Here is an 18,203-nt window from a genome sequence, read left to right as displayed (position 1 = left end):
CCTGAAAAATCAGGTCAATGGCTTCTCGCCGTACCAGCGTGGTGTGTAGACCCACTCCCCTCCTCCAGCACGTGGAAAAACGCAGGTCATGGATGAACCGATCAACACCATGGTGCGCATGTCGACCTGATCCGGGGTCAATTGGCCAAGGGTGGTGATCCGCAGTGTTTGCCCCGGACGCCCGATGTCCCGGCCCAACACCACTGGAGTGTCAGGCACACGGTGCCGGGCGACGATGTCCAGCGCCTGGCCCAGTTGCCATGGCCGCGAACGGGAAATCGGGTTGTAGAACGCCAGGGCCAGATCGGCTTGAGCGGCCAGGTCCAGCCGTTTCTCGATGATTGCCCATGGCTTGAGGTTATCCGACAGCGACAGCACACAGAAGTCATGGCCCAGTGGTGCACCGGCCTGGGCGGCTGTCGCCAGTGAGGCGGAAACCCCCGGCAGAATCTCGAGATCAACGTTATGCCAATGGGCGTCGGTGGATTCATGCAACGCTTCCAGCACCGCCGCAGCCATGGCAAAAACCCCCGGATCCCCAGAAGAAACCACCACTACCGAGCGCCCTTGGGCGGCCAGTTCGAAAGCATGGCGGGCGCGTTGCATCTCTTCGCGGTTGTCGGTGCAATGCAGCACCTGATCGGCGCGAAACGGCCCGGCCATGCGCACGTAGGTTTCGTAACCCAGCACGTCGGTTGCGCGGGCCAGTTCCGCTTTCACGGCCGGCACCATCAGTTCCGCGGCACCCGGCCCCAAACCGATCACGGCCAGGCGTCCACGAGGTCGGCCAACCTGCAACGGATCCAGCGGTTGACCGGCAACCGCGATGGTCAGCGTATCGTCGCCATGGAGGCTGACGGGCTCGCCGATCGCCAAGCGCAGGCACTCGCCGAGATTCCCCCTGGCGCAGGCGAAACGCAGCGGCACGCCCAATTCAAGCGCCGCTTCGTGCAACCCGGGACTGGCCATTTCGGTGTCGGAGGCCAACAGGCAAGCCAACGACTGCACGGCGATTCTGGCCCGATGCAATGCCTCGCGCACAGCCCCCGCGACGTTCGCCAGGCCAGCATCCACCGCGACCACCACATTGCGCGGATAGATCAACAGTTCATTGGCCGCGGGTGTCCGTTGGGCATGACTGACATGCACCGCCAATCGGGCCTGGGCATCTTCGGGCAACTGCGCCTGCGCCAGCCACGGGGCCTCACCCTCAATGCGCACCGTTTCGCCGGCTAACAAATCGGAAACGAAACGCTTGCCCAGCTCCAGATCGCCAAGGGCATAACCGCTGGGCGGGTTGAGCAGGCACGTGCCGAAACGCAACTCGCCGCTGGTGGTGATCGCCGCAGCGACTTCAAGCCTGGCGGCAATCTCACGTGCCATCACATTCACCCCACCGAGACCACCCAGCAGTGGAACCACGGCGCTGCCGTCTTCGGCCACCGCCAATACCGGTGGCTCGGCGCCCTTTTCCAGCAACAGGGGCGCCAGCGTGCGGATCACGATCCCGGCCGCGCACAGGGCAATGACCGGTGTGCCCTGTCGGTAGAGCTCGCGCAGGGTCGCGCCAAATTCGTGATAGACCCGATCCGCGCCGTCGACCCGTTCGGCCAGGCCGTGGATCAAGGCTTCGGGGTACACCTGCTGAATGCTGCGCGCGGTAGCGAGGCTGCCATTGCCAAGTATGACAATCGCCGGAACTGGACGGGTCATCAGCCTTGCCACCTTTCACCGGGAACGATGATCAACGAGAAATACGGCGAGGACATCGGCTCGACCTGATCCAGCGGCACGATCTTCTGGTTGGCCATGGTCGCGCGTTCGACGTACAGCGCACGCTCGGCCAGGCCGAGCTCTTCCAGTACCTGGCGGACTTTGGGAAAGTTGCGTCCCAGTTTCATGATCACCGCCGCATCGGCATCGGCCAGGCGACGCTTGAGTTCGTCGTGCGGCAACACACCGGACAACACCGACAGACTCTGATTGCGATACACCAGTGGTGCACCGAGCACCGAGGCACCGCCGAGCATCGAGCACACACCGGGCACGACTTCAGCCTGATAACGCTGGGCGAGCCGGTCGTGCAAGTACATGTAGGAGCCGTAGAAGAACGGATCACCCTCGCAGATCACCGCCACGTCACGGCCCGCGTCGAGATGCGTGGCCAGTTCTGCGGCAGCGTCATCGTAGAAGTCACTGATCACTTGCTCGTAGGACAACGGAGCCGGCAAGGCTTCGGTGGTCACCGGGTACACCAGTGGCAACAGGTTCTGTGCATCTTGCAGGTGCGCTTCGATGATGCCGAAGGCATTGCCCTTCTTGCCCTTGGCGACGAAGTACGCCACTACAGGCGACTCGCGCAGCAAACGCAGAGCCTTGACGGTAATCAGTTCCGGATCACCGGGACCGACGCCGAGGCCGATCAAACGTCCAGGTTGCTGCATCATTCGATCTCCGTGGCGAGGGCATTGACGGCGGCGGCGGCCATGGCGCTACCGCCCAGGCGACCCTGCATGATGACAAAAGGCACGCCACGGCTGTCGGCCGCCAGCGCTGCCTTGGATTCGGCCGCGCCGACAAAGCCCACTGGAAAACCGAGGATCAGCGCCGGTTTCGGCGCACCGGCGTCGAGCATTTCCAGCAAGTAAAACAGTGCCGTCGGAGCGTTGCCGATGACCACCACGCTGCCTTCGAGGTGCGGACGCCACAGTTCCAGCGCAGCGGCTGAACGGGTATTGCCCAATTCACGGGCCAGTTCCGGAACGCTCTCATCGCGCAGGGTGCAGATCACCGGATTGTTCGCCGGCAACCGCGCGCGGGTCACGCCCTCGGAGACCATCCGCGCATCGCACAAGATCGGCGCGCCGGCTGCCAGCGCATCACGCCCAGCCTTGCCCGCCCCTTCGGAAAACTGCAAACCGTCGATGGCCTCGACCATGCCGCAGGCGTGAATCACACGGACCGCGAGTTTCTCCAGATCGGTCGGGATTCGGTCGAGGTTGGCCTCGGCGCGAATGATCGCGAAGGAGTTGCGATAGATCTCCTGACCGTCGCGGATGTAATCAAGCATCAAGGGGGCTCCGTGAGCGGGCGTCGAGCAGGGCCGCGACCGCTTCAATAGTAAGGTTGCGTGCGTGCAGAGCGCCGAAACCCGGCTGCGCTGCATCGCGAAAATAGAGATCGTAGTGGCCGGGGGCGACGGCCAGCAAGGTGACGGGCGCCGTATGCGCGGCGGCGCAGGAACGCGCGCACCCGCTCAAATGCACGCTCGGTGTTTGCCCGTGACGCTGCAGCAAACTGGCCAATTGCAGGGCATCGCCCTTGGTCTCGGCCAGGCCTTTACCACAGCCGTTTGAACCGGTGCAGGCGATCAACCGGGACAAGGGCTGATCGGCTTCGCACTGCAAGCCCAGACATTGCAATTGCCGAATGACCTCGGCTGCGTTTTGCGCGCGGACATTGGGCAGCAGCAGGCTTTGCCAGGGTGTGAAGCGCAGACTGGAATCACCGAATTCCCGTGCCAGTCGTGCCACGCCCCGCAGCATCGCCGGATCGAGCCGCCCCAGTGGCGGGACAGCCCCTACATAGACAACACCGGGCTCGGCCTGGGGATGGGCGCCCATGTTCAAATCACTGGCGCCCGAAACCCGCTGCCAGTCGTCAACGGCTTGCATCGGTACTCGCTCAGCCAGCCGAAGCAGCAAGGCCTCGACCGAACACTCGGCCAGCAAATGGCGCATCCGCGTCTGCTCGGGGCGTGCCAGTTCAAGGAACAACTCAAGGACCGCGACCACCAGTGCATGCCCGTCGTCGAGTGCAACGGAACCGGCGGGGCTGTCCGTCGGGCATCCCGCCAGACCGAACGCCAGCCGTTGCTCACCGTCTCGCGCAAACGCCGAGAGCCACAGGTCATGGGGATGTTCGAGCATCGCCAGGTCTTCACCGCCATCAAGCTGCACGGCGAACTTGGCACTGAGGTCGTGAAAAACCTCGTGGCTTTGCAGTGTGGCGAGGATCTGCCCGGCCAGCGGGCGAGTGTCGAACAGCCTATGCCGGTCGATCCCGGCGCCGGGGCTGAGCATCAGGTTGCGCACATCGTCGCCAGCCGCCGTGCGCGGTCCCAGATCGGCGGCCAGCAAGCTGTCAATCAACGCCTTTGGCTCGTTGCCAATTCCGCGTATCTGCAGGTTGGCCCGGTTGGTCGCCTCGATCGCTCCGCTGGCGAAACGCTCGGCCGCAGCCGCCACGGCCTCGGCCTGGAAGCTGCTGATCGAACCGCCGTTCAACTTGATCCGGCAGATGCCGCCATCCAGCGCGGGCACGATACGCAGCAACCCCGGGCAAGCCGAGGGGCGTAAGGCAGCGGACAGCGGACGTTCGTTCAAGGTGGACCCGTTCAGATGGCGAAGCGATTCACGGCAAAAGTGCGCGGTATTATGCCTGCTTTACTTCGCTGCATGAAAAGACTCCGGTCGGGAAGAGAAGGCAGTCAGCTCAAGGAACCCGCGCTATCATGCCGCCCAACAACGTTGAACGCGTGATTGAGGAACAGCATGACCCCCTGGCTGACGGTAGTAGGCATCGGCGAAGACGGTTTCAAGGGCCTGGGCAAGAACGCCCGGCATGCGCTGCTGCGCGCCTCGAAAATCTTCGGCGGCCAGCGGCACCTGGATTTGCTCCCGCCGTGCATACGCGGCGAGCGCCAGCCGTGGCCGAGTCCCTTCTCCCTTGAGTCGTTGCTGGCGCACCGTGGCGAACCCGTTTGCGTCCTGGCCAGTGGCGATCCGATGTTCTTCGGCGTCGGCGCCAGCCTTGCCCGGCAACTCCCCGCAGCCGAGATGCTGACACTTCCCGCGCCCTCCTCCTGCTCACTGGCCGCCGCGCGAATGGGTTGGCCGTTGCAGGAGGTGGTGACACTTTCAGTGGTGGCCCGGCCTGTCGCCGCACTCAACGTCCACCTGTCCAGCGGCGTGCGCTTGCTGGTATTGAGCAACGACGGCCGCAGCCCCGCCGCCATCGCTGCACTGTTGCGCGAACGTGGTTTCGGCCCTAGCCGTCTCACCGTGCTGGAACACCTGGGAGGCGACGCCGAACGACGCATCGACGGTATCGCCAGCGACTGGAACGATTCGCCGATCGCCGACCTGAACCTGATCGCCATCGAGTGCATCGCCGAGCCGAACACGTTGCGGCTGTCGCGACTGGCTGGCCTGCCGGACTCGGCGTTCCAGCACGACGGCCAACTGACCAAACGCGATGTGCGCGCCATCACCCTCGCCCGCCTGGCTCCAACTCCCGGTGAACTGTTGTGGGACGTCGGCGCCGGCAGCGGCTCGATCGGCATCGAATGGATGCGCGCTCACCCCAGCTGCCGCGCGCTGGCCATCGAGGCCGATGCGGGCCGACAAACGTTGATCGAACACAACCGCGATGCCCTTGGCGTTCCCGGCCTGCAGCTGGTTCGCGGCAGCGCGCCCCAGGCCTTGGCCGGGCTGGAGCGGCCGGATGCGATTTTCATCGGCGGCGGTGTCACCCGCGAAGGCGTGCTTGATGCCTGCTGGGCCGAACTCAAACCCGGTGGCCGGCTGATCGCCAACGCCGTCACCCTGCAAAGTGAAATGACCCTGATGGCCTGGCGCGAGCAACGCGGCGGGGAGTTGACCCGCATTCATATCGCACAAGCACAACCGCTGGGCGACTTCGACACCTGGCGCCAGGCCTTGCCGATTACCCTGCTGGACGTGACGAAACCCTTCGATGCGTGATGAAACCGCCGAACAACCCGCCCCCTTGCGCAGCGGCTGACCACCGGCAGCTGCGCCACGGCTACCAGCCTCGCCGCCGCGCGCCTGCTGCTGGATGGCACATCGACCGATGCGGTGGAAATCGTGCTGCCCAAGGGCAAACAGGTGCAGATGCGCTTGGAGTTCTGTCGCCTGATCGAGGACGGCGCCGAAGCGGGAACCCTCAAGGATGCCGGTGACGATCCCGACGTGACCCACGGCGCCCTGCTCTACACCCAGGTGCGCCTGAGCGCCGAACCTGGGACTCGTTTCAAGGCCGGCCGCGGCGTCGGCACCGTGACCCGGCCCGGGCTGGTGCTGGGTGTCGGCGAGCCGGCGATCAATCCGGTGCCACGCAAAATGATCAGTGAGCACTTGGCCCGACTGGCCGACGAACTCGGCTACAGCGGTGGTTTCGACGTTACAGTCAATGTCGAGAACGGCGAGGCACTGGCACTGAAAACCATGAACCCGCGCCTGGGCATTCTTGGCGGCCTGTCGATACTCGGTACCAGCGGCATCGTCCGGCCGTTTTCCTGTGCAGCCTACATTGCCTCGATCCACCAGGGCATCGACGTGGCGAAAACCAACGGTTACCTGCACATCGCCGCCTGCACCGGCAACGCCAGCGAAGACACCATGCGCCGGGTCTACAACCTGCCGGAAATCGCCCTGATCGAAATGGGCGACTTCGTGGGCGCCGTGCTCAAGCACTTGCGCAAAGTGCCTGTGGATAAACTCAGCCTGTGCGGTGGTTTCGGCAAGATCAGCAAACTGGCGGCCGGGCATATGGATCTGCACAGCCGCCATTCGAGCATTGACCTGCCGCAACTGGCGTCATGGGCGGCGCAGGTCGGCGCCGATGCGGCCTTGCAGCAGAGCATCCGCGAGGCCAACACCAGCCAGCAGGCACTGGCCATGGCCGCCGCAGCCGGGGTCGCGCTGGGTGATGCAGTCTGTCAGCACGCCCTGGATTTTGCCCGCAGCGTGGTGCCGGCGCAGGTTCAGGTGGAAGTCTTTGCCATCGATCGCCAGGGCGGGATTGTTGGCCATGCGGGAGCCTTTGAATGAAGCGCATCCTGTTGCTCGGCGGCGTGACCGAAGCCATGACCATTGCCCGCACGCTCGGACCGCAGCATATCTACAGCCTGGCTGGTGTCGGTCGGATACCGACGGATCTGCAATGCCAGGTTCGCGTCGGCGGCTACGGCGGCGCAGAGGGGTTGGCACAATTCATTCGCGATGAGGGTATCGATCTGCTGCTCGATGCCACTCACCCCTACGCCGCCCAAATCAGCCAGAACGCCACGACCGCCGCGCGCTCGAGCGGCATTCCCTGCTGGGCGTTACGGCGTCCGGCCTGGCAAGCCCAGGCCGGTGATGACTGGCGGGAAGTCCGCGATTGGGCCGAACTGATCGAAGCCATCAAGCCCTTCCGTCGACCGCTGTTCACCCTCGGTCGCGAGCCCCTGCAACACCTCGATGAAATTCCTGCGCAACAATTCTGGACCCTGCGCGCCCTGGACCTGTATCCGGGCAACGAGCGCTGTGAAGTGATCGGCGCCCGTGGGCCATTCCTGATCGACGATGAACGTGCGTTGTTCGAACGTCGGCAGATCGACGTGCTGATCAGCAAGAACAGCGGCAGCACGGCGACCGAGCCGAAACTGGAAGTCGCCCGTGAGCGGGGAGTGCCGGTGATCGTCTTGAAGCGGCCGGTGTTGCCGGGGGTTGATCGGGAGTTCCTGACGCCTGAGGAAACACTTGCCGCGTTGTCGGTCTTCGTTCATTAGGTCAGGATCATTGGCTTGCATGATAAGTAACCTATTTGTTACCGTCAGGGCCGCCTGTGATCACACTCGAAGAATACGTACAGGACAACGAAACCAGCCCCTTTGGTCGCTGGTTTTCCAACTTGAATACGCAGGCAGCACTTAAGGTATCCACCGCGCTGCTGCGCCTCGAGTTAGGAAACACATCAAACATCAAGTGGTTCGATGGGCTCGGCGCGTACCGGATAAATTGGGGCCCGGGCTATAGAATCTATCTCGTTCAAGAAGGGAAACACCTGATCATCCTTTTTGGTGGCGGTGACAAGTCCACACAAAAAACTGACATCAAACAAGCGAAAGTACTGATAGCCGAGTTTCGATCCCGAAAAAAGACTGAACGACACCGGAGATAACGTCATGGCGCTCACCCGAAGCTACAAACACACCATTGCCGAGCGTGCCCAACGTGATCCCGAGTTCGCCCAGGCACTGTTGGATGAGGCTGCTACTCTGTTTCTTAACGGCGAACCCGAAATGGCCCGGATCATCCTGCGCGACCTCATCAACGCCACCGTTGGTTTTGAAGAACTGGCAAAGGAAACGGCAAAGCCCAGCAAAAGCCTCCATCGAATGTTGTCCGCCAAAGGCAACCCAAGCATGGACAACCTGGCTGCAATATTCGCCGTAATTCGCGCTACGCTTGGAGTAGAAATTCAAGTACATGCGGTACGTGCGCACTGAGCTAATGTCTTTTTGCTGCGACACCAAACCGCACGCCGCCTTTTTACTTATCGGCCCTGATCAGGCTAAATAGCCCGCGCCTGATCGCCCACCCAAACGGATTTGTCCCATGTCCCGACAACGGCTCGCAATTGCCTGGATAGCCTGCTTCGCAGTGCTGTTCAACCTGCTCGCCATGCCGATGTCCGGAGCGATGGCACAGACGGCGAAAGCACCTGCCGAACAGTTGTTGTGGGGCAGTTTCTGCAGCTCCAGCGGCACCAGGATGATGGCGATTGCCATCGGGGACCTGGAACAGAAAGCCCCGCAAGGCGACGATCATTCCAACATGCAGCATTGCTGGTGCTGCTCGGGTTCTGCGCCGTTGGTGGCGTTGCCGGGGCATACGCCACAGCTGTATTTCGCGCACTTCGAGTCCAACCGAAGCCTGCCTGCGACCTCTCTCGAAAGCCCGTCACCGCGCCAGCAATGGCCGAGTCTCAACCCCCGCGCATCCCCTCTGGTGTGATTTTTTTCGCAATTGACCTGCGTCTCAAATCGTTCCGGAGAACTGCCATGTTGAACAAACTCATCGTTCTGGCCGCGTTGCTGCTGCCTGCCTGCTTTGCCAATGCCCACGAATACAAGGTCGGCGAACTGGAAATCGCTCATCCGTGGTCCCAGGAGTTACCGCCCAATGCGCCCACCGTCGCGGCGTATTTCGTGATCAACAATGAAGGCAAGACCGCCGACCGCCTGCTCAGCGTCGACACGCCCATTGCGGGCGAAGCGCAATTGCATGAGCACCTGATGCAAGGCGACGTGATGAAAATGCAGCACGTGCCGAGCGTGGAAGTGCCCGCCGGCGGCGAGGTCACATTCGCACCGATGGCCTATCACGTGATGTTGCTGGGCCTCAAGGACCGCAGCCTGCTGGTTGACGGCAAGCGCTTCCCCATGACGCTGCACTTCGAGAAGTCCGGTGACGTGACGGTCGAAGTCGCAGTGCAGAAGCAGGCGCCGGACAGCCTGCAAGCGCACGTGCACACGCCGTAATCGCCTGAGCTGAAACGCCCATGCGCTCGCTTAGCGCCAGGTCATCCAGGTCGCGAAATCAGGCATTGAGCCTGACACGCGGCAGCTGGATCAGCCTGTTCGCCATGCTGATGATCTTCATCGGTCCACTGATTTCTCAGTCGATGCCGATGGATTCGCGCGCCATGTCGATGAGCATGCCTGCGGGTATGAGCATGGACATGTCGGCGATGGAGCATGCCGACCATGGCGCGCAAGCCACCGCCGAGCACTGCCCGCCTGCCCCGGGGCACCATGTGCTGTGGGAAAAGTGCGGCTATTGCAGCCTGCTGTTCAATTGCCCGGCGCTGACCGGTGGCGTGTCCTTCGCCAACTTCGTCATCTCACCCGTCAACACCTTCACCACACCCTCTGCGCGCCAGGGCCATGCCCGGCAAACCTACTTTCCCGGCGCCCGCACCCGCGCCCCGCCCGCCATCGTCGCGTAAACACTCACTTCTGATTTCACACGGTCCGCAAGACAGCCAAAGCAACCTGTGGGAGCGAGCCTGCTCGCGAAGAGGGAGTGTCAGTCAACGTGATGTCGTCTGGCACACCGCTTTCGCGAGCAAGCTCGCTCCCACAGGGACTGCCTCAGGCTGCCGGCCGTGTCGTTTACGACTGTTCGATGGAAATTGTCATGTCCAGTTTTGCCGCTGTCCCGTGCTTGAGCCCTGCCCAAGCCTCTTTTGCCCTGAACGAATCCGCCGTTCGTTTCAGGCACGCCACCGCCATCCTGTGCGGTGCCTTGCTGGCGCCTTCTGCGCTGGCCGATGAGCATGCCGGTCACAGTGAAGAACTGAGCCCGACGGTGATTACCGCCGTTGCGCCCAGCTCGCCATTGACCATCGTCACCAACCCCAAGGACCCGCGCCAACCGGTGCCGGCCAGCGACGGCGCCGATTACCTGAAAACCATCCCGGGCTTCGCCCTGGTGCGCAATGGCGGCACCAATGGCGACCCGGTGCTGCGTGGCATGTTCGGTTCGCGGCTGAACATTCTCACCAACGGCAGCATGATGCTCGGTGCCTGCCCGGGCCGGATGGACGCCCCGACCTCCTACATCTCGCCGGAAACCTACGACAAGCTCACCGTAATCAAAGGCCCGCAAACCGTGCTGTGGGGGCCGGGCTCTTCGGCCGGTACCATCCTGTTCGACCGCGAACCGGAGCACTTCGGCGAGCTCGGCACACGGGTCAATGCCAGCGTGCTGGCCGGCTCCTGGGGCCGCTTCGACAAACTGGTGGACGCCGCAGCCGGTGGCCAGTCGGGTTACGTGCGGATCATCGGCAACACCGCGCACTCCGACGACTACCAGGACGGCAACAACGACACCGTGCCGTCGCGCTATGAAAAATGGAACGGTGATGTGGCGCTGGGCTGGACGCCGAACGCCGACACCCTGCTGGAACTGACCGCCGGCCGTGGCGATGGTGAAGCCCGGTACGCCGGGCGCGGCATGGACGGTTCGCAGTTCCTGCGCGAAAGCCTCGGCCTGCGTTTCGAGCAGTCCAACATCGGCGACGTACTGGATAAGGTCGAAGCACAGGTCTACTACAACTACGCCGACCACGTGATGGACAACTACACCCTGCGCACGCCATCCGGCACCGGGATGATGGCCGGCCCCATGGCCTCCAACGTCGACCGTCGCACCCTCGGCGCACGGATCAAGGCCACCTGGCGCTGGGCCGATGTTCAGCTGATCAGCGGCATCGACGCGCAGACCAACGAGCATCGCCAGCGCAGCGCCATGGGTGTCGACACCTACAAGGACCTGCCGTACACCAAGGATGCCGACTTCCACAACTATGGCGTGTTCGGCGAACTGACCTGGTACACCGCCGACCGTGATCGCCTGATCAGCGGCGCACGCCTGGACCGCGCTTCGGCCAAGGACTTTCGGCAGACCACCGGCTCGGGAACGATGACCCGCCCGAATCCGACCGCCGACGACACCCGCGCCGATACCCTGCCGAGCGGTTTCATCCGCTACGAGCACGACCTGGCCGACAGCCCGACCACCCTGTATGCCGGCCTCGGTCACTCCCAGCGGTTCCCGGATTACTGGGAGCTGTTTTCACCCAAGTCCGGCCCCGCCGGTTCGGTGAATGCCTTCGACTCGATCAAACCGGAAAAAACCACCCAGCTCGATTTCGGCCTGCAGTACAAGACCGAAGCACTCGAAGCCTGGGCCTCGGCTTACGTCGGGCAGGTACGCGATTACATCCTGTTCAACTACACCCCGACAATGATGGGTACAACCTCGCAAGCCGAAAACATCGACGCGCGAATCATGGGCGGCGAACTGGGCGCCGCTTACAACTTCACCGACAACTGGAAAGCCGACGCGACCCTGGCCTACGCCTGGGGCAAGAACAGCAGCGATGGCACTGCATTGCCGCAAATGCCGCCGCTGGATGCCCGTTTCGGCCTGACCTACAGCGCAGACAACTGGAGCGCCGGCGCACTGTGGAGAGTGGTTGCCGCGCAGAACCGTATCGACCAGAACAAGGGCAACGTGGTCGGCAAGGACTTCGACAAGACGCCAGGGTTCGGCGTGTTTTCCCTCAACGGTGCCTATCGGATCAACAGCAACTGGAAGGTCAGCAGCGGCGTCGACAACCTGTTCGGCAAGGCTTACGCCGAGCACTTGAACCTGGCCGGCAACGCCGGTTTCGGCTTCCCCGCCAATGACCCGCAAGCCATCAAGGAACCGGGGCGCACGCTCTGGACCAAGGTGGACATGAGCTTTTAAGAGCATCGCGAGCAGGCTCGCTCCTGCAGGGGAGCGAGCCTGCTCGCGACCGGTTGCGCAGCAACCGCCAGACAAACAACTAAAAGATCCAGCCAAGCGGAGCACACGTGATGAAACAGCCCAAAGTGAATTTCTACAACCTGGCCTGGCGCTGGCATTTCTATGCCGGATTGTTCGTGGCGCCCTTCATGGTGATGCTGGCCCTGACCGGCACCCTCTACCTGTTCAAACCGCAACTCGACTCAATGATGTACAGCAGCCTGCTCAACGTCCCTGCCGGCCATCACACCCTGGCGGCCGACGACCTGCTCAACCGGGTGAAAGGCGCTTATCCACAAGGCACGATCAAGCAATACCTGCCACCGATGAACGCCGAACGCAGCGCTCAGTTTGTCGTGCTCGACAGCGGCAAGGAGCTGAATGTATTCGTCGACCCGTACCACGGCGACATCCTTGGTGAGCAAGACGCCAAAAAGAACCTGCAAGCCATCGCGCGGGCGATTCACGGCGAATTGATGATCGGTACTGTTGGCGATCGACTGATCGAACTGGCCGCTGGTTGGGGCGTGGTGCTGGTGGTGTCCGGCATTTTCCTGTGGTGGCCGCGCGGTCAGGCAGCGGGCATTTTGTGGCCGCGTCTGAACAGCCGTGGTCGCGTATTGTGGCGTGACCTGCACGCGGTCACCGGGTTCTGGGGCGCATTCCTGTTGCTGGTGATGCTGCTCAGCGGCATGACCTGGACCGGCTTCTGGGGTAAGCAATACGCCGAAGTGTGGAACGTGTTCCCGGCAGCCATGTGGAACGACGTGCCGAAGTCCGACATCGAGGCACGCAGCCTCAACAGCGCCACACGCCAGACCGTGCCATGGGCCATGGAAAATACGCCGATGCCAATGTCCGGTGACCACGCCGAGCACATGGCCCACGACGGTGCGCATGCTGGTCCGGCGGCGCCGACCATCAGCCTGCAAGACGTACAAGACATCGCCACGCAGAGCAAGGTCGAGCCGGGTTACAGCATCACCCTGCCAACCACCGCGACCGGCGTGTTCACCATCGCCGTGTTCGCCGATGACCCACGCAACGATGCCACCCTGCATATTGATCAGTACAGCGGCAAGGTCCTGGCCGACGTGCGCTACGAGCACTACGGTACCGTCGCCCGCGCCACGGAAATCGGCGTGATGCTGCACGAAGGCAAAATGTTCGGCCTGCTAAATCAGATCATCGTGTTGCTGATCTGCCTGATGATTTTGCTCAGTGCCGTCAGCGGTGTGGTGATCTGGTGGAAGCGCCGCCCGCAAGGAAAACTCGGCGTGCCGCCGCTGCGCCACGACCTGCCGAAATGGAAAACCGCGATGGTGATCATGTTCGCCCTGGCGGTGGCCTTTCCGTTGGTGGGTGCTTCGCTGGTGGCGGTGTGGGTGCTGGATCGCCTGCTGCTGTCGCGTTTTACCCGGCAGACTGAATCGGCCTCATCTTCATCATGAAACAGGCGAGATGCGCGGGGCTCAATGGGCTGTAAACTCCCCCGCGCGTCTCCCTCTCGCATTCAGGGTGTCCTTTCGGGCCCCTTCGCGGGCAAGCCCGCTCCCACAGGATTTGCGCAATTCCTGTGGGAGCGGGCTTGCCCGCGAAGGGGCCATCAGCATCACCTCAAGAGTTACTGCATGACCTCGTTGAACCTCGCAAACATTTCCTGGACACCCCTGGGCCATGGCCATTGCCATCACCAGTTCCAGCTGCGTGATGCTTCTGTGCACGTGGCCGCCGGTGAGCTCGTCGGGCTGATCGGCCCTAACGGCAGCGGCAAGACCAGCCTCTTGCGTTGTGCCTGGCGCTTCAGCAAACCGGAGCACGGCGAGGTCAGGCTCGATCACCAGAACGTCTGGAAGCAATCTTCGCGTTGGTGCGCACAACGCATCGCCGTGGTGTTGCAGGAGTTCCCTGATGCCTTCGGCCTGACCGTCTTTGAGGTGGTCGCCATGGGCCGTACACCGCACAAAGGCTTGTTCGATGGCGACACGTTTGAAGACTCGAACCTCATCAACCAGGCCCTGGCGTCAGTCGGTCTCAAGGGCTTCGAAGACCACGGGTTTGCCACCCTCTCCGGTGGCGAAAAACAGCGAGTCATCCTCGCCCGCGCCCTGGCCCAGCAGCCACAGTTGCTGATCCTCGACGAGCCGACCAACCACCTCGACCCGCGATATCAGCTTGAGCTTTTGAAGTTGGTCAAGCGCTTGAACATCGGCACCCTGGCGAGCATCCACGACCTCAACCTGGCTGCGGCTTTTTGTGATCGGCTGTATGTGATCAACCATGGCCGTATCGTCGCCAGCGGCACACCGAAAGAAGTCCTGACAGCTGCGCTGCTGCGCAATGTGTTTGGCGTCGAAGCGCTGATCGATGAACATCCGCTGCACGGCTACCCACGAATCACCTGGATAACCCAACCATGACTTTGCGTTCCCTGCTGCGCTCCTGTCTCTCTCTCGCGATGCTGCTGGGCAGCGTCCAGGCATTGGCCGAAGCCACCCATTACCCGCTGACGATCAAAAGCTGCAACCGCGAAGTGACCTTCAAGCAGGCGCCGCAACACGCCCTCAGCCACGACATCAACATGACCCAGATGATGCTCGCCCTCGACCTCAAGCCACGGATGGCCGGTTACAGCGGCATCAGTGGCTGGAAGGCCGTGACGCCCCAGATGCAGACCATACTCGAAGGCCTGCCGGAGCTGGCGGCCAAGTACCCGTCGGTGGAAACCCTGCTCAATGCCAACGTCGATTTCCTCTTCGCCGGTTGGGACTATGGCATGCGCGTCGGTGGCGATCTCACGCCGCAAACCCTGCAACCGCTGGGCATCAATGTGTACGAGCTGACCGAGTCCTGCGCCTTCGTGATGAAGCGCCCTGCTGCGACCCTGGAAGACACTTACAACGACCTGCGCAACCTCGGCAAAATCTTCGACGTGCAGGATCGCGCCAACGCGCTCATCGCCGCCATGCAGAATCAGATCGCAGAGATTGGCAAGGACCTGCCAACGGAAAAACCCCGGGTTTTCCTCTACGACAGCGGCGAAGACCGCGCCATGACATCCGGTCGCCTCGGCATGCCGCAAGCACTGATCGACGCCGCTGGCGGGCGCAACATCCTCGATGACGTCGATGCGAGCTGGACCCGGGTCAATTGGGAAACCGTGGTCGAGCGCAATCCACAGATAATCGTGATCGTCGACTACAGCGAAATCACCGCCGAACAGAAGATCCGGTTCCTGCTGAAAAACAAGGCGCTGCAATCGGTGGACGCGATCAGGAACCAGCGCTTCATCGTCATCCCTTACGTGCAGGCCACGCCGGGTATCGACAATGTGCTGGCCGTGGAAACCCTCGCCAAAGGTTTCCACGGCGAATGATCAATCGTCGTTTTGCGCTGCTGCTGATCGCCCTGGGGGCCATGCTGCTGGTGTCGTGCGTGGTATCCCTGGGTTTTGGCCCGGCACGGGTGCCGCTGGACGTGGTGTGGCGGATCCTGCTGCACAAACTGTTCGGCATCGGCGTGCAGGACTGGAGCGCCGGCCAGGAACACATTGTCTGGCTGATCCGCGTGCCGCGCATGTTGCTCGGCGCGCTGGTGGGCGCCGGGCTGGCACTGATCGGCACGGTGCTGCAAGCGGTGACACGCAACCCGTTGGCGGATCCGCACCTGCTCGGCGTTACCTCCGGCGCCACCCTCGGTGCGGTGATTGTGGTGTTGCATGTCGGCGAAATCGTCGGCCTGCTGACGTTGCCGATTGCTGCGTTCATCGGTGCATTGCTGAGCATGCTGGTGGTGCTGATGATCGCCAGTCGCCACGGGCGCCTGGACAGTGACCGGTTGTTGCTGTGCGGCGTGGCGGTCTCGTTCGTGATGATGGCGATCGCCAATCTGCTGCTGTTCATGGGCGACCATCGCGCCAGTTCCGCGGTGATGTTCTGGATGCTCGGCGGGCTCGGGCTGGCGCGCTGGGAGCTGCTCGCGGTGCCGGCACTGAGTGTGTTGCTCGGACTGGTTCTGTTGCTCGGCATGGCACGACCGCTGAACGCATTGATGGCCGGTGAACAGACCGCCGTCACCCTGGGCCTGAATGCCCGTGCGGTGCGACTGCGCGTATTCGTGATTGCATCGCTGATGACCGGCGTGCTGGTGTCGATCAGCGGCTCCATCGGGTTTGTCGGGCTGATGGTGCCGCACATTGCCCGGCGTCTGGTCGGGGCCGAACACCGGCGTCTGCTGCCAGTGTGCGTCCTGCTCGGCAGCGTGTTTCTGGTCTGGGTCGATGTCGCGGCGCGGACGCTGATCGCGCCTGAAGACTTGCCCATCGGCGTGGCCACAGCCGCACTTGGCGGATTGTTCTTCATCGGTCTGATGCGCCGCCACTGATCCCACAGGAACACCACTGCCCCCTGTGGGAGCGGGCTTGCTCGCGAATAGGCAGGCACATCCAGCATCAATGTGCCTGACATACCGCTTTCGCGAGCAAGCCCGCTCCCACATTTGATCTGCGGTGCCGCCCTAATGTGGCGCACCTCCTCGCACCAACGCGCCAGACGCGGTCCTTCATGGTGCGTCACCCCAACCGCGCAACCGCTCTAATACGACATTTCCCTGCCTTGTTCCGACTGGGCACAGCCCTTGCTAAAGACCCTTCAGTCGTCCGCATCTGCCAACCACAAAAACTCAATGTTCATGGAGATCGCACAATGAAGCGTCGCAGTTTGATCAAGGCTTTCACACTCACGGCAAGCATTGCCGCGATGGGCATGACCTGGACTGTCCAGGCCGCCGAGACCATCAAGGTCGGTATTCTGCATTCGTTGTCCGGGACCATGGCGATTTCCGAAACGTCGTTGAAGGACATGGCGTTGATGACCATCGACGAGATCAACGCCAAGGGCGGCGTGAACGGCAAGATGCTCGAGCCGGTGGTGGTCGACCCGGCGTCGAACTGGCCACTGTTCGCCGAGAAGGGGCGTCAGTTGCTGACCCAGGACAAGGTCGCCGTGGTGTTCGGTTGCTGGACCTCGGTGTCGCGCAAATCGGTGCTGCCGGTGTTCGAAGAACTCAACGGCCTGTTGTTCTACCCGGTGCAATACGAAGGCGAAGAGATGTCGCCAAACGTCTTTTACACCGGCGCCGCGCCGAACCAGCAAGCGATCCCCGCCGTTGAATACCTGATGAGCGAAGAAGGCGGCAGCGCCAAGCGCTACTTCCTGCTCGGCACCGACTACGTCTACCCGCGCACCACCAACAAGATCCTGCGTTCGTTCCTGCACGCCAAAGGCGTGGCCGACAAAGACATCGAAGAGGTCTACACCCCGTTCGGTCACAGCGACTACCAGACCATCGTTGCCAACATCAAAAAATTCTCGGCGGGCGGCAAGACGGCCGTTATCTCCACCGTCAACGGCGACTCCAACGTGCCGTTCTACAAAGAACTGGCCAACCAGGGCCTGAAAGCCACCGACGTTCCGGTCGTGGCGTTCTCGGTCGGCGAAGAAGAACTGCGCGGCATCGACACCAAACCGCTGGTGGGCAACCTCGCGGCGTGGAACTACTTCGAATCGGTGGAGAACCCGGTGAACAAGAAGTTCGTCGAAGACTGGAAAGACTACGCGAAGAAACACAACCTGCCGGGCGCCGACAAGGCCGTGACCAACGACCCGATGGAAGCCACTTATGTCGGCATCCACATGTGGGCGCAAGCGGCGGAAAAAGCCAAGTCCACCGACGTCGACAAAGTCCGTGAAGCACTGGCCGGCCAGACCTTTGCCGCGCCGTCCGGGTACACGCTCACCATGGACAAGACCAATCACCACCTGCACAAGCCGGTGATGATCGGCGAGATCCAGTCTGACGGTCAGTTCAACGTGGTGTGGCAGACCGAAGGGCCGATCCGCGCCCAGCCGTGGAGCCCGTTCATCCCGGGCAATGACAAGAAGCCGGAGTATGCGGTGAAGAGCAACTGAGCCACTGGGTGTCGGCTCCAGGCACAGTGCCTGAGGCCGACACAATTCCCTGTGGGAGCGAGCTTGCTCGCGATGAGGGCGGCCCATT

17 protein-coding genes and 1 pseudogene are annotated in these 18,203 nt (G+C 62.5%); 14 read left to right on the top strand and 4 right to left on the bottom strand.

Annotated features, from left to right (window positions below; genetic code table 11):
• Positions 1 to 9: 9 nt before the first annotated feature.
• From cobJ to cobG, 4 genes are read right to left on the bottom strand one after another with little or no spacing between them, the layout of a single operon-like run.
• Positions 10 to 1,713, bottom strand: coding sequence for a precorrin-3B C(17)-methyltransferase (gene cobJ, locus RS887_RS12755; protein WP_322615662.1), 1,704 nt, complete (start codon positions 1,711 to 1,713; stop codon positions 10 to 12).
• The gene (locus RS887_RS12750; protein ID WP_043302239.1) at positions 1,713 to 2,444 is read right to left on the bottom strand and encodes a precorrin-2 C(20)-methyltransferase; all 732 of its coding nucleotides are present in this window, start codon (positions 2,442 to 2,444) and stop codon (positions 1,713 to 1,715) included. Before RS887_RS12750 ends, cobJ begins: the two co-directional genes overlap by 1 nt.
• Complete coding sequence (locus RS887_RS12745; RefSeq protein ID WP_085717483.1) at positions 2,444 to 3,070, bottom strand: precorrin-8X methylmutase; 627 nt, start codon at positions 3,068 to 3,070, stop codon at positions 2,444 to 2,446. Before RS887_RS12745 ends, RS887_RS12750 begins: the two co-directional genes overlap by 1 nt.
• Positions 3,063 to 4,385, bottom strand: a complete 1,323-nt coding sequence (gene cobG / locus RS887_RS12740; protein ID WP_322615661.1) for a precorrin-3B synthase — start codon at positions 4,383 to 4,385, stop codon at positions 3,063 to 3,065. The genes RS887_RS12745 and cobG overlap by 8 nt, the downstream gene beginning before the upstream one ends.
• Positions 4,386 to 4,553: 168 nt before the next feature.
• Between cobG and cbiE the strand changes: the two genes are divergently transcribed.
• The 14 genes and pseudogenes from cbiE to urtA all read left to right on the top strand — a co-directional run bounded on the left by cbiE (position 4,554) and on the right by urtA (position 18,115).
• Positions 4,554 to 5,765 (top strand): precorrin-6y C5,15-methyltransferase (decarboxylating) subunit CbiE, encoded by a 1,212-nt coding sequence (cbiE, locus tag RS887_RS12735; protein WP_322615660.1) that lies wholly within the window; start codon positions 4,554 to 4,556, stop codon positions 5,763 to 5,765.
• A pseudogene (locus RS887_RS12730) lies at positions 5,758 to 6,854 on the top strand (cobalt-precorrin-5B (C(1))-methyltransferase). Before cbiE ends, RS887_RS12730 begins: the two are co-directional and overlap by 8 nt.
• Positions 6,851 to 7,576: a cobalt-precorrin-6A reductase gene (locus RS887_RS12725; protein WP_322615659.1), complete on the top strand. Its 726-nt coding sequence runs from the start codon at positions 6,851 to 6,853 to the stop codon at positions 7,574 to 7,576. The pseudogene RS887_RS12730 and the gene RS887_RS12725 overlap by 4 nt, the downstream one beginning before the upstream one ends.
• Positions 7,577 to 7,632: 56 nt before the next feature.
• Positions 7,633 to 7,968: a type II toxin-antitoxin system RelE/ParE family toxin gene (locus RS887_RS12720; RefSeq protein ID WP_322615658.1), complete on the top strand. Its 336-nt coding sequence runs from the start codon at positions 7,633 to 7,635 to the stop codon at positions 7,966 to 7,968.
• Positions 7,969 to 7,972: 4 nt separating this feature from the next.
• A complete protein-coding gene (locus RS887_RS12715) occupies positions 7,973 to 8,296 on the top strand; it encodes a DNA-binding protein (protein WP_008016808.1) in 324 nt (107 codons plus the stop codon).
• 109 nt (positions 8,297 to 8,405) lie between these two features.
• A complete protein-coding gene (locus RS887_RS12710; RefSeq protein ID WP_322615657.1) occupies positions 8,406 to 8,804 on the top strand; it encodes a DUF2946 domain-containing protein in 399 nt (132 codons plus the stop codon).
• A 47-nt stretch (positions 8,805 to 8,851) separates the two neighbouring features.
• Positions 8,852 to 9,331, top strand: a complete 480-nt coding sequence (locus RS887_RS12705) for a copper chaperone PCu(A)C (protein ID WP_111284370.1) — start codon at positions 8,852 to 8,854, stop codon at positions 9,329 to 9,331.
• A 20-nt stretch (positions 9,332 to 9,351) separates the two neighbouring features.
• Positions 9,352 to 9,798: a DUF2946 domain-containing protein gene (locus RS887_RS12700; protein WP_322615656.1), complete on the top strand. Its 447-nt coding sequence runs from the start codon at positions 9,352 to 9,354 to the stop codon at positions 9,796 to 9,798.
• Positions 9,799 to 9,989: 191 nt separating this feature from the next.
• Positions 9,990 to 12,107, top strand: a complete 2,118-nt coding sequence (locus RS887_RS12695; protein WP_322615655.1) for a TonB-dependent copper receptor — start codon at positions 9,990 to 9,992, stop codon at positions 12,105 to 12,107.
• A gap of 110 nt (positions 12,108 to 12,217) precedes the next feature.
• Positions 12,218 to 13,597, top strand: coding sequence for a PepSY domain-containing protein (locus RS887_RS12690; protein ID WP_322615654.1), 1,380 nt, complete (start codon positions 12,218 to 12,220; stop codon positions 13,595 to 13,597).
• Positions 13,598 to 13,777: 180 nt separating this feature from the next.
• Positions 13,778 to 14,566 carry an ABC transporter ATP-binding protein gene (locus tag RS887_RS12685; RefSeq protein WP_322615653.1) on the top strand — a complete coding sequence of 263 codons (789 nt, stop codon included), beginning with the start codon at positions 13,778 to 13,780 and terminating at the stop codon, positions 14,564 to 14,566.
• Positions 14,563 to 15,522 (top strand): ABC transporter substrate-binding protein, encoded by a 960-nt coding sequence (locus RS887_RS12680; RefSeq protein WP_322615652.1) that lies wholly within the window; start codon positions 14,563 to 14,565, stop codon positions 15,520 to 15,522. Before RS887_RS12685 ends, RS887_RS12680 begins: the two co-directional genes overlap by 4 nt.
• Positions 15,519 to 16,529, top strand: coding sequence for an iron ABC transporter permease (locus RS887_RS12675; RefSeq protein WP_322615651.1), 1,011 nt, complete (start codon positions 15,519 to 15,521; stop codon positions 16,527 to 16,529). Before RS887_RS12680 ends, RS887_RS12675 begins: the two co-directional genes overlap by 4 nt.
• 320 nt (positions 16,530 to 16,849) lie before the next feature.
• Positions 16,850 to 18,115, top strand: a complete 1,266-nt coding sequence (gene urtA / locus RS887_RS12670) for an urea ABC transporter substrate-binding protein (protein ID WP_322615650.1) — start codon at positions 16,850 to 16,852, stop codon at positions 18,113 to 18,115.
• Positions 18,116 to 18,203 lie beyond the last annotated feature (88 nt).

Origin of the sequence: Pseudomonas sp. BIC9C (assembly GCF_034541995.1) — a bacterium.
GTDB lineage: Bacteria > Pseudomonadota > Gammaproteobacteria > Pseudomonadales > Pseudomonadaceae > Aquipseudomonas > Aquipseudomonas fluorescens_CC.
This window is presented reverse-complemented; position numbering and strand designations above follow the sequence as displayed.